The organism is Neobacillus fumarioli NBRC 102428, from assembly GCF_001591485.1.
Taxonomy (GTDB): domain Bacteria; phylum Bacillota; class Bacilli; order Bacillales; family Cytobacillaceae; genus Neobacillus; species Neobacillus fumarioli.
The window spans coordinates 1-11,030 of the sequence record NZ_BCUZ01000090.1; the positions used below are offsets into that span (position 1 = coordinate 1).

Sequence of the window (11,030 nt, forward strand, 5' to 3'; positions counted from 1 at the left end):
TTGAATTGGTATAGACAACTAGATGTTAAAGATGATAAGATAAAGTATAGAAAGGGAAAGGAAGTATGCAGATGGTGAAGAAGGATAAGCCTATTTTACTTAAGGGCATGCGTATTTATACGGAAAATGAAACAATCGAAAATGGGTATATCAAAATAAGGAACCAGAAAATAACAGAAATAGGTAACCTGAAAGATCTTATGAATGAAGGGGATTTTGAAATAATTAAGGTTTCTTCTGATTTTCATGCTGTTCCAGGATTTTTAGATGTCCATATTCACGGTGCCGCGGGAGCCGATACAATGGATGCAACAAAAGAGGCACTGGATACAATGGCCGCTGCTTTGCCTAAAGAGGGCACCACAAGCTTTTTAGCGACAACCATTACACAAGAAGCTGAATTCATTGAACGGGCAGTGGAAAATGCCGGCCAATATATCTTGGAACAGCCTGAACAAGGACAGGCGGAAGTGATCGGGATTCATCTTGAGGGGCCGTTTATCAATCCTGATAAAGCGGGAGCTCAGCCTGTTCAACATATTATCGAACCGAATCTTGCCCAATTCCAAGAATGGCAACGATTAGCGAATGGAATGATTAAACTGGTCACACTGGCACCGGAGATGCCAGGGGCCTTGGAAATGATCCGCTATTTAAAAGAGAATGGCATCGTAGCTTCTATCGGACATACAGATGCTACTTTTGAACAGGTAAATATGGCCGTTGATGCTGGAGCAAGCCATGTAACTCATTTATTTAACCAAATGAGGGTGCTGCATCATCGTGAACCTGGGGTTGTCGGTGCTGTCCTTTTGCACGATGAATTAAAAGCCGAGCTTATTGTGGATGGGATCCATGTCCATCCGGCCATGGTCAAGCTTGCCTATCAACAAAAGCAAAGGGATGGCTTAATTTTAATCACAGATGCTATGCGGGCCAAGTGTTTGAAAAACGGCCACTATGACCTTGGCGGGCAAGATGTAAAGGTGGAAGATGGAAAAGCTGTCCTTGCAGATGGAACGCTGGCTGGAAGTATTTTAAGATTAGGCGATGGATTGAAAAATATCATGGCTTATACCGGATGTTCATTAAGAGATGCGATTGAAATGGCTGCAGCCAACCCGGCCAAGCAGTTAAAGATTTATGATCGGAAAGGCAGCATCACGAAGGACAAAGACGCGGATATCGTCATTCTTGATGAACAAATGAATGTCGTTATGACCATCTGCCGCGGTGCAATCGCTTTTTCAAAGGAGGAAATGTAAATGAAAATCATCGAAGTAAAAGACTACCAGGAAATGAGCCAAAAAGCGGCTGAATATATGATTGAAAAAATACTGCAAAATCCAAACATCAAGCTCGGGTTGGCAACTGGTGGAACTCCGGTTGGAACTTATCAAAATCTAATCGCTGACCACCGAAACAATGGCACATCCTATAGTGGTGTAACAACCTTTAATTTAGATGAGTACATCGGCCTTTCCGGCAACAATAAAAACAGCTACCGTTATTTTATGAACGAACAGCTGTTCAATCATATTGATATCAATATGAAAAACACTCATATTCCCCAGGGAGATGCCAGTGATATAGAGGCGGAATGCCATCGCTATGAAGAACTGCTGGCCAAACATCATGGGGTCGATCTTCAGATTCTCGGAATTGGCCAGAATGGACATATCGGGTTTAATGAACCGGGGAGCTCGTTTGAATCCCAAACCCATGTTGTGGATTTAACCCCTTCAACGATCAAAGCAAATGCCAGATTTTTTAACAATATGGAAGAGGTGCCGACCAAGGCGATTACAATGGGAATCGCAACGATTATGAAAAGTAAAGAAATCTTGCTGTTAGTTTCAGGAGAGAAGAAAAATGAAGCGATGCATCAGCTGATAAACGGCCCTGTTTCGGAAAATTTCCCTGCATCAGTGCTGAAAAAACACCAATGTGTTACAATTATTGCAGATAAAGCAGTAGTGGCAGGCCTAAAGGTTCACTCATCCTAAGAAAAGTGTAAGGGCCTTGGTCAGCCCCGAGGGGCTGACCAAGGCCCTGGAGCTGGATTAACAAGAACCACCACAAAGACCTGCCCTGTTCTTTGCAAAGATTGATTGGAAAGGTGTTAGAGGAGAATGATTAACAAAAATTCCCCTATCCCTATTTATTACCAACTGGGGGAACAAATCAAAGCACTGATTGAAAAGGGCGAATTAAAACCAGGAGATGCTCTGCCCCCGGAAAGGGAGTTTGCAGAGAAATATCAAATTAGCCGAATGACAGTCAGGCAAGCTTTTACCAAGCTGGTAAATGAAGGATATTTATATCGAATGCAAGGAAAAGGTACCTTTGTGGCAGAACGAAAAATTGAGCAGCTTCTTCAAGGAGTAACAAGCTTTTCTGAAGATATGAAAGCAAGAGGCTTAGAGCCATCAAGTGAGCTGATTCGATTTGAAATGCATCCGTCAGCGGCACCGATTGCCGAGCAGCTTTCGATCGATGAATCAGACCCCGTTTATGAAATCGAGAGAATTCGGCTTGCAGACGGTGTCCCGATGGCATTGGAAACAAGTTATCTGCCTGTTAAGCTCGTCAAAGGACTGACTGAACAGATTGTCAATCAATCCATTTACTCCTATATTGAGGAAGAATTACATTTGAAAATTGACAGTGCCACGCAAGTCATTGAATCATCTATTGCCAGCCAAAAGGATGCGAATCTTTTAAAGATTAACATTGGAGCGCCGGTCATGCTGATTCAGCAAAACAGTTATTTGAAAGATGGCACCCCTGTTGAACTTGTGAAATCTGTGTATCGTGCAGACCGTTATAAATTTATGGTCCATATGAAACGTTAATATAGCCGGTTATTCCCATTCATACTTCTTTTGAAACAAACGAAAATAAAAAAGCGGGACAATTGTTTTCAAAAGGAGGTATTGCCGATGGAAAAGAATACCGGAAGTTTCATGAAGCTAAAAAAACCGACAAGCTTGCTTGTAACAGCTGCTTTAAGCATAGGACTTGCAGCCTGTGCCAATCCCGAAAAACAAGATATTGCGAATAGAACTGGCGACAGAATGGATAGGATTTCGGACGGACGCCCGCCACTCGACCGGAATCGCCCTTTGACCACCAATGACATGAGTCGGCCAGTAGATGTTGATGATAATCTGTTTACAGAAAAAAATCGACCAAGAAGGCCGGCTGTTTTTATTTCAGCTGCGCAAACATCTTTGGACAGTAATCAATACCCGCATACACGTGCTGTGTTAATACAAGATGCGAAATATCAGTATGTACCGATTTCTTCAGGAGATGGCAATGCACCTCAAGGGGGAAACCCATTCCAAACATTTGAGCAATGGCTGCAGCAAGGACCTTCTGGCTGGATGCAAGGACCACAGCAACCCCAGCCTGGAATTCAGACATTGCCGCAACAATCTCAGCCGGTTCCTGGCCGCACCCAATTGGCACCGCAAGCAGCACCGAGACAAACTCAAGCACCAGTACAGCCGGGGCAGACCCCTAGTAATACAGCTGTTACCGGTACAGTCAGTCAATATGTTCAGCAGGTGATTGACTTAACGAATGCCCAGCGGCGGCAAAACGGACTTCCGCCGTTAAAAGCGGATTCACAACTGAGCAGTGTGGCACAAAGAAAAGTAATTGACATGGAGCAACATCATTATTTTTCACATACCAGCCCAACCTATGGTTCCCCATTTGATATGATGAGGGACTTTGGGGTTAATTATCGTTCTGCCGGTGAAAATATTGCCGAGGGGCAGCCGACACCGCAGGAAGTGGTAACGGCCTGGATGAATAGCCCAGGGCACCGTGCAAACATCCTCAACCGCAATTACACAAATATTGGGGTTGGATTCGAACCAACAGGAAAACATTGGGCGCAAATGTTTATTCAGAAATAATACAGCAAAAAAACCGGCGGACCGTCCCATTTACCGCCGGTTTTTTGTCTCTAGTGTTGTGAAGGATGGAAATTTAAATTGAAAGGTTGTTCCAATCCCAAGTTCACTTTCAACCGAAATGGTTCCGTGCATGGCACGGGTGATGCTATGTACGACCATCATTCCGAGACCTGTTCCATTTTTGCCCTTTGTAGAATAGAAAGGTTCTCCTAGCCTTTCTAATTGTTCCTTTGTCATGCCGATTCCAGTATCCGCAATCGTAATGGTTACAAAATTTTGCATAAATTCCGTTTCGACCGATAAACGGCCCCCATTTGGCATGGCTTCAATGGCATTTTTCAGGACATTCACAAAGCACTGGTGAAACTTTTGGCGGTCTCCTTTGATAAAACCGATGACAGAAAAATCAGTGGTTATTTCTACTGAATTCTGATTCGCCAGCGGCTGGACAATATTAATAATTTGCCGCATCTCTTGCTTAACATTTAACTCTTCAAACTGCTCAATCGATGGTTTGGCAAAAGTTAAATAATCTTTAATGACTCTTTCTGCAGAAGAAAGTTCTTCTTTCACGATGGCTAAATATTCTTTTCTCTTATGCCTTGGCAATTGGTCATCACAAAGCAGATGAACAAATCCGCTTGCTGCGGTAAGCGGGTTGCGAATCTCATGAGATATGGCAGCTCCCATTTGCTCTACTGCCTTTAGTTTTTCCGTTTTGAGGAGTTGTTGCTGCATTTCGACATTCCTTAGGATAAATTCAATACAATAAGAGGTCATCCCGATTCCAAGTGCCGGAAGGATCAGGTAGGCAAGGAATGCGTCTAGGATATAGGAATGAGAAAAGCCTATCCCCAATGCCGTACACATACCTAAAACAGCACCCAGACAAACGGAAATAAGGATACGTTTGGAAGGAGCCTGTGTCCAAAACCAAGGATATAAACGCCAAACTGCGATTCCAAAAGGAACAAACAATAGAATCGCTAAATAAAACCCAGTATCCAGCCCATACAAGCTTCTTAGAAGGATTAAAACAATGACCAGGATGGGGCCGACTCCAAGATAAACCCCGCCAATCACTAAAGGAATGATCCTTAAATCATATCTAGCAAAGGGCACTGGATGATAAGAGAACTGGATACAGAACCATAACATGATGATCAGAAATATGGTCATCATTCGTTTGGACATGACCCATTTTTTATACTTTTCAAAAATAATAAAGCCAAGCAAGAATAGAATGAATAAAATGGAGAGATTTAGAAAAAGGTGTTCTGTTATTTCCATTCGCATCACCATCCGAAAAAAATAATTATTTAGCAAAAGTTTACAAGTTATTTCAACAACTTACAACAAAATTTCACAAAATTCTTTCTATACAACGTATGAAAAAAAGGAGCTGAATATGACAGCTCCTTAAACATTTCGATTATTATTCACTATCTTGGGTGGTGTTAAAAAATTCGACTTGCTCTTTTTTATTTGTGTTTAGCTTCTGTTTGCCCATTTTTCCATCTGATTCATAGCTTAATTTAGTGTTTTTCGTATTTTGCGTTTTCATCGTGGTCCCCCTTTTTCTTAATGTTCATCTCAGTCAGTGATTTCATACATTTTTTAATATGAGGAGCGGTTACATTTTTGTGGTGGAAATGGCTTGTCGAATTCTCTCAAGGGCCGGTTTGGCGTTTGCTTGATTTTGAATCATGAGATTGACATAAAGGGCATCAATCAGACTTAATTGGGCAATTCTCGATGCCAATGCTTCGGAGCGGTATTCTGTTTCTTCCGAACTCGTAAACAGTGCTACGTCCACCTTTTGCCCGATTGGCGACTTCGGAAAGCTGGTAATTCCAATTGTTTTAGCACCTTGTCCAATGGCGGTGTTCAAAATATTAATCGTATCTTTATTTGTACCAGAATGAGAAATGACTAACGCTACATCGTTTTTCGTCAACTGGGAAGCGGCCATTAATTGGAAATGGGAGTCCAGGAAGGAAAAAACTTTAATTCCTGTGCGGATCAATTTGTGAAACGCATCCATCGCGATGACGGCAGAACCCCCGGTCCCAAATATATTCACTCTGTCAGCTTGAAGCAGCATGTCAATTGCTTTTTCCAATGCATGATCTCCCAGTATTTGCAGCGTATTTTCCAATGTCCTGATATTGGAGCGAAACACTTTCTCGGTAATGACCTTTTCACTGTCTTGGTCGCTGATTTCCTCATGAATTTGCTGAATTGGTTCAATAATTTCCGAAGCTAGGGCAATTTTCATTGCCTGATACCCTTTAAAGCCAATCCGTTTACAAAAACGAAAAACCGTTGCATCTGCGACATTTAAGTCTTCTGATACTTCATTGATCGTGCTGTGAATGATTTTATCTGGATGATTTAAAATATAATCGGCAATTTTCTTTTCCTTTTCACTAAATCTTGCATAATAGGAACGAATTTTTCCCAAGCAGCTTTGGTTCATGAAAAAATTTCCTTTCTATATTGCGAATTCTATCATTATTTTAGCATAACTCATTGTAAATACCGCAAGTAAATATAAACTGTACTGATCATGATCGAAAGAATCATGAGCGGGAAAGCAATGATGAAAAACTTTCCAAATTTAATCTTATAGCCTTCTTTTGCCGCCAAACCTGCTACAATCACATTCGCACTCGCCCCAATCAATGTACCATTCCCGCCAAGACATGCTCCCAGTGAGAGGCTCCACCATAACGGCTCCAAGTTTTGAATGCCCAGTTCGCCCATATCCTTGATCATCGGAATCATCGTTGCAACAAAGGGAATATTGTCGATGAAAGCCGAAGCAAGGGCGCTGACCCACAGTATTAAAATCGAGGTGGAGACCGTATTACCTTTTGTTAGATGAATGGAATAATCCGCTAACATGGAAATAATGCCAGTTTCAATTAAGCCGGATACAAGCACAAATAGTCCGATAAAAAAGAAAAGCGTCAGCCATTCTACTTTGGCAAAAGCGTTGTCCAAATGCTTTTCCCCTGTTAATAGCAATAATAAAAATGCCCCCGCTAATGCAATGGTGGCGGATTCCAAATGAAAAGCTTCATGCAGGAAAAATCCTATAATGGTTAAACCAAGTGCAACCATTGATTTGATTAATAATAATTTATCTGTTATTTCTTTCTTTTCGTCCAGAACCATCAAGTTTGCTTTTAATTCTGTAGTAGTGTGAAGCTGTTTTCGATAAATGAACACTAAAATTCCAATATTAACAATTAAAATAAAAAACGAGATGGAGGTAAGATTTTGAATAAATGCCATAAAGGTAAGTTCTTTAACCGCACTTCCAATCATAATATTCGGCGGATCACCAATCAGGGTAGAAGCTCCGCCAATATTGGAGGCTATCACTTCGGTCATTAGGTACGGAACAGGATCTACTCGTAATTGCCTTGTAAGGCTAAAGGTGACGGGTACCATGAGCAAGACGGTCGTGACATTATCTAAAAAGGCTGAACCCAATGCAGTAATGACACCTAAGACAAGCAGAATTTTGATCGGGCAGCCTTTCACTTTTTTTGCCGCCCAGATGGCAATAAACTTGAATAATCCCGTCTCAGCGGTAATGGCGACAATAATCATCATTCCGGTTAATAGCCCGATCGTATTGAAATCAATATGATGAAGAGCCTTTTCTTGATCCACAACTCCAAACAAAACCATTAGAATGGAACCGATCATGGCAATAATCGTTCGGTGCAGTTTTTCCGTGACAATAAAGGCATAGGTGATAAGAAATATATTAAGAGCTATAATTGCTTGGTGTGACAAAAGTTCAACCCCTCTCCTAAAAATGGTAAAAAACGCAAAAAAGAGCCTGTGCTGACAGACTCCACCCGTATAAACCATTATTATATTTTACTTTATTTTATAAAAGTATACTTTTGTTGTAAAGGGCAATAAAAAACCCCCATAATGGGAGGTTTTTGTCCATAATATTAACTTGCTTTTCTAAATGCCCGCATAATGAATCCGACAATGAGGGCGAGTACAGCGGAACCAATAATGGCTGGAATGATCGCGAAGTTCGCTACATGCGGTCCCCAATTTCCGAGCACCAATGTTCCAAGCCATGCACCAACAAATCCTGCAATAATGTTACCAATAATGCCGCCAGGAATATCTCTTCCAACGATTAGACTGGCTAACCATCCGATTATACCGCCAACAATTAATGACCAAATAAAGCTCATTACAGAACACTCCTTTTTCATTCAAAATCCATAAGCTTCTCTAGCCTCAGGCAATCAAAACTTATGCCTGTACCTTTAAAATGCCCTGTTTTGCTTTTTTATACTCAAAAAAAATAAGCGCGTAAGGCAAATGCATTTCAACGTTTTAGCAATACATAAATCAGCAGCAGAAGGTGCATAGTTAAAAAGAGGATAGAAAGATAATAATTCAGAAAATTCTAATATTAAGTTTTTGTAAATTTATCGATAATTTTCAACATGATGTGTGCTTTTTTCGCTAAAATAAATTCTGTTGGTTTATTTTAATTTGGAGGTCATTTCATATGGTTTTTAAGAAATCTGATAAATTTTCCATTTTGCTTAACAATATTTCCAATAATTTAAAGGAAAGTGCTGTCTTTTTTTCCGAATACAAATTAAAAGATATAAGTGATTTGAAAATTTTCTCTGAAAAAATGAAGGCATATGAATCTAAGGGAGATACGTACGTTCATGAAGTAATTACAGCGCTGAATGATGCTTTCATTACGCCAATTGAAAGGGAAGACATCTTACAGCTGGCGATGAGTATGGATGATATTCTTGACGGACTTGAAGCAACTTCTGCCCTGTTTGAAATGTATTCCATCACACAGGCTGATGATTTTATGCGGCAATTTGTTGCTGCAATTGAAAACAGTGTATATGAAATTGAAAAAGCTATCGGACTAATGTCGAATAAAAAGCTGCCGCAAATCCGCGAGCATGCCATTAAAATTAAGGACTATGAATCACAATGCGACAATATTTTACGACACTCGATAAAAAATCTTTTTACGGTTGAAAAAGATCCGATTCGTATTATCCAATATAAAGAAATTTATGAAAATCTCGAAAATGTTGCGGATAATTGCCAAACGGTGGCTAATACGCTTGAAACCATTATTATGAAAAATGCCTAAGGAGTTTAAAAATGAGCCTAGTATTTATCCTTACCATTTTAATTGTTATTTTCGCACTTGGGTTTGATTTTATTAATGGGTTCCACGATACCGCAAATGCGATTGCCACTTCTGTTTCAACCAAAGCCCTTAGGCCTCGTCAAGCTATTTTGTTAGCAGCTGTCATGAATTTTATTGGCGCATTGACATTTACGGGCGTAGCAAAAACGATATCAAAGGATATTGTCGATCCGTTTTCTCTGCACAATGGCTCTGTCGTCATTCTTGCAGCCCTTATTTCGGCAATTGCCTGGAATTTAATCACTTGGTATTTCGGAATCCCAAGCAGTTCTTCACATGCTTTAATTGGGTCAATTGCCGGGGCAGCCATTGCTGCGGAAGGGTTTTATTCTCTTAATTACCATGGTTTTATCAAAATTATTGAAGGACTTATTCTTTCTCCTATCTTAGCTTTTATTGTCGGATATATTTTGTATAGTATTTTTAAAGTGGTCTTCAAAAATTTTAATTTGGCAAAGACGAATCGAAATTTCCGGTACATTCAAATAGCAACCGCAGCTTTGCAGTCCTATTCCCACGGAACAAACGATGCGCAAAAATCGATGGGGATTATTACGATGGCATTGATTGCAAATAAAATGTTGCCTCATAATGCTGAAGTGCCATTTTGGGTACAAGTTTCCTGTGCGCTGGCGATGGGGCTTGGCACCTCGGTCGGAGGCTGGAAGATTATAAAAACAGTCGGCGGCAAGATCATGAAAATCCGGCCAATTAACGGTGTTGCAGCAGATTTGACAGGAGCGGGGATTATTTTCGGCGCTACCTACATTCATTTACCTGTCAGTACCACCCATGTCATTTCCTCGGGGATCCTCGGCGTCGGTGCTTCCCACCGTCTGAAAGGCGTCAAATGGGATACCGCACAGCGGATGGTAATTACATGGGTGATCACCCTGCCAATTACGGCTTTAATTGCAAGTATATTGTATTTCGCATTAAATCTTATTTTTTAAAAAAACAAGAGGCTTTTCGGATCTCGAAAAGCCTCTTGTTTTTAGTAATTTCCAGTAACTTGTTCACCTTTGATGATTTTCACTCCTGAGCTTGCTCCAATTCGAGTTGCTCCTGCTTCAATCATTGCCAATGCATCTTCACGGCTGCGAACACCGCCTGATGCTTTAACGCCGATATCAGGGCCGACTGTCTTTCGCATTAAGCGGATATCTTCAACCGTTGCTCCGCCGGTTGAAAATCCTGTAGAAGTCTTCACATAATCTGCTCCTGCCTTAACTGATAGTTCGCAGGCTCTTACCTTTTCCTCATCTGTTAACAAACAAGTTTCAATAATGACTTTCACTAATGCTTTTCCTTTTGCCGCTTCGACAACAGCGCGGATATCTCTCTCTACTAATTCGTCATCCTTGCTTTTCAGCGCACCGATATTAATGACCATATCCACTTCTGTTGCTCCGTTTTCAATGGCATTTTTCGTTTCGAATGCTTTCGTTTCAGGTGTACTGGCTCCGAGCGGGAAGCCGATCACGGTACAAACCTTTACATTTGGGGTATCAGCCAGTAATTCGGCAGCCGTTTTTACCCATACCGGGTTGATACATACAGAGGCAAATGAGTGTTCCTTTGCTTCTTCGACTAACTTTACAATTTCATCCTTTGTCGCATCTGCTTTTAATAATGTATGGTCAATCATACCTGCAATATTTTCAGTCATGTAAAATCCCCCTTATAAGAGTAATGTTTGCTCAACACATAGTAACTATAACAAAAACACTGTATAAATGCTCGTCTATTTTCTTATGAAAGGGAAGCCTGCATACCCTTAGTAGCTAGAAAATTGGAGCCGTTCCTTTTAATAAGAAAGCATAAATTTTTTGACTTCGAAAATTGTCCAGCGCAAGCAGCCTAGCCCC

The 11,030-nt window shown here is 40.8% G+C and carries 12 protein-coding genes; 6 read left to right on the forward strand and 6 right to left on the reverse strand.

What is annotated here, in order from left to right; translation table 11 throughout:
• Nucleotides 1-71 precede the first annotated feature (71 nt).
• The 4 genes from nagA (at nucleotide 72) to BFU02S_RS11940 (ending at nucleotide 3,929) form a co-directional block, all read left to right on the forward strand.
• Nucleotides 72-1,265 (forward strand): N-acetylglucosamine-6-phosphate deacetylase, encoded by a 1,194-nt coding sequence (nagA, locus tag BFU02S_RS11925; protein WP_066370842.1) that lies wholly within the window; start codon nucleotides 72-74, stop codon nucleotides 1,263-1,265.
• The gene (nagB, locus tag BFU02S_RS11930) at nucleotides 1,266-2,006 is read left to right on the forward strand and encodes a glucosamine-6-phosphate deaminase (RefSeq protein ID WP_066370844.1); all 741 of its coding nucleotides are present in this window, start codon (nucleotides 1,266-1,268) and stop codon (nucleotides 2,004-2,006) included.
• A 126-nt stretch (nucleotides 2,007-2,132) separates the two neighbouring features.
• Entirely contained in the window at nucleotides 2,133-2,855 is a 723-nt protein-coding gene (locus tag BFU02S_RS11935) for a GntR family transcriptional regulator (protein WP_066370847.1), read from the forward strand.
• Nucleotides 2,856-2,942: 87 nt separating this feature from the next.
• Entirely contained in the window at nucleotides 2,943-3,929 is a 987-nt protein-coding gene (locus tag BFU02S_RS11940) for a CAP domain-containing protein (RefSeq protein ID WP_369690685.1), read from the forward strand.
• Between the two features lie 30 nt (nucleotides 3,930-3,959).
• Here BFU02S_RS11940 and BFU02S_RS11945 read toward each other — a convergent pair whose 3' ends face one another.
• From BFU02S_RS11945 to BFU02S_RS11960, 5 genes are all read right to left on the reverse strand, one after another.
• Nucleotides 3,960-5,219, reverse strand: coding sequence for an ATP-binding protein (locus BFU02S_RS11945; protein ID WP_066370848.1), 1,260 nt, complete (start codon nucleotides 5,217-5,219; stop codon nucleotides 3,960-3,962).
• A gap of 145 nt (nucleotides 5,220-5,364) precedes the next feature.
• Entirely contained in the window at nucleotides 5,365-5,493 is a 129-nt protein-coding gene (locus tag BFU02S_RS17530; protein WP_268872905.1) for a hypothetical protein, read from the reverse strand.
• Between the two features lie 69 nt (nucleotides 5,494-5,562).
• Nucleotides 5,563-6,408: a MurR/RpiR family transcriptional regulator gene (locus BFU02S_RS11950; protein WP_066370850.1), complete on the reverse strand. Its 846-nt coding sequence runs from the start codon at nucleotides 6,406-6,408 to the stop codon at nucleotides 5,563-5,565.
• Nucleotides 6,409-6,458: 50 nt separating this feature from the next.
• Nucleotides 6,459-7,739, reverse strand: a complete 1,281-nt coding sequence (locus tag BFU02S_RS11955; RefSeq protein WP_066370852.1) for an ArsB/NhaD family transporter — start codon at nucleotides 7,737-7,739, stop codon at nucleotides 6,459-6,461.
• Between the two features lie 167 nt (nucleotides 7,740-7,906).
• Nucleotides 7,907-8,161: a GlsB/YeaQ/YmgE family stress response membrane protein gene (locus BFU02S_RS11960; protein WP_066370862.1), complete on the reverse strand. Its 255-nt coding sequence runs from the start codon at nucleotides 8,159-8,161 to the stop codon at nucleotides 7,907-7,909.
• A gap of 323 nt (nucleotides 8,162-8,484) precedes the next feature.
• On the opposite strand from BFU02S_RS11960, the gene BFU02S_RS11965 reads away from it, so the two are divergent.
• Nucleotides 8,485-9,102 carry a DUF47 domain-containing protein gene (locus tag BFU02S_RS11965; protein ID WP_066370865.1) on the forward strand — a complete coding sequence of 206 codons (618 nt, stop codon included), beginning with the start codon at nucleotides 8,485-8,487 and terminating at the stop codon, nucleotides 9,100-9,102.
• 11 nt (nucleotides 9,103-9,113) lie between these two features.
• The gene (locus BFU02S_RS11970) at nucleotides 9,114-10,115 is read left to right on the forward strand and encodes an inorganic phosphate transporter (protein WP_066370868.1); all 1,002 of its coding nucleotides are present in this window, start codon (nucleotides 9,114-9,116) and stop codon (nucleotides 10,113-10,115) included.
• A 41-nt stretch (nucleotides 10,116-10,156) separates the two neighbouring features.
• Here the strand turns inward: BFU02S_RS11970 and deoC are convergent, their stop codons facing one another.
• Nucleotides 10,157-10,831 carry a deoxyribose-phosphate aldolase gene (deoC, locus tag BFU02S_RS11975; RefSeq protein WP_066370871.1) on the reverse strand — a complete coding sequence of 225 codons (675 nt, stop codon included), beginning with the start codon at nucleotides 10,829-10,831 and terminating at the stop codon, nucleotides 10,157-10,159.
• Nucleotides 10,832-11,030: the final 199 nt, after the last annotated feature.

Excerpts from the sequence above, each read along its gene's own strand:
- nagA (WP_066370842.1), top strand. The coding sequence starts at position 72 with ATGGTGAAGAAGGATAAGCCTATTTTACTTAAGGGCATGCGTATTTAT.
- nagB (WP_066370844.1), top strand. The coding sequence starts at position 1,266 with ATGAAAATCATCGAAGTAAAAGACTACCAGGAAATGAGCCAAAAAGCG.
- BFU02S_RS11935 (WP_066370847.1), top strand. The coding sequence starts at position 2,133 with ATGATTAACAAAAATTCCCCTATCCCTATTTATTACCAACTGGGGGAA.
- BFU02S_RS11940 (WP_369690685.1), top strand. The coding sequence starts at position 2,943 with ATGGAAAAGAATACCGGAAGTTTCATGAAGCTAAAAAAACCGACAAGC.
- BFU02S_RS11945 (WP_066370848.1), bottom strand. The coding sequence starts at position 5,219 with ATGGAAATAACAGAACACCTTTTTCTAAATCTCTCCATTTTATTCATT.
- BFU02S_RS17530 (WP_268872905.1), bottom strand. The coding sequence starts at position 5,493 with ATGAAAACGCAAAATACGAAAAACACTAAATTAAGCTATGAATCAGAT.
- BFU02S_RS11950 (WP_066370850.1), bottom strand. The coding sequence starts at position 6,408 with ATGAACCAAAGCTGCTTGGGAAAAATTCGTTCCTATTATGCAAGATTT.
- BFU02S_RS11960 (WP_066370862.1), bottom strand. The coding sequence starts at position 8,161 with ATGAGCTTTATTTGGTCATTAATTGTTGGCGGTATAATCGGATGGTTA.
- BFU02S_RS11965 (WP_066370865.1), top strand. The coding sequence starts at position 8,485 with ATGGTTTTTAAGAAATCTGATAAATTTTCCATTTTGCTTAACAATATT.
- BFU02S_RS11970 (WP_066370868.1), top strand. The coding sequence starts at position 9,114 with ATGAGCCTAGTATTTATCCTTACCATTTTAATTGTTATTTTCGCACTT.
- deoC (WP_066370871.1), bottom strand. The coding sequence starts at position 10,831 with ATGACTGAAAATATTGCAGGTATGATTGACCATACATTATTAAAAGCA.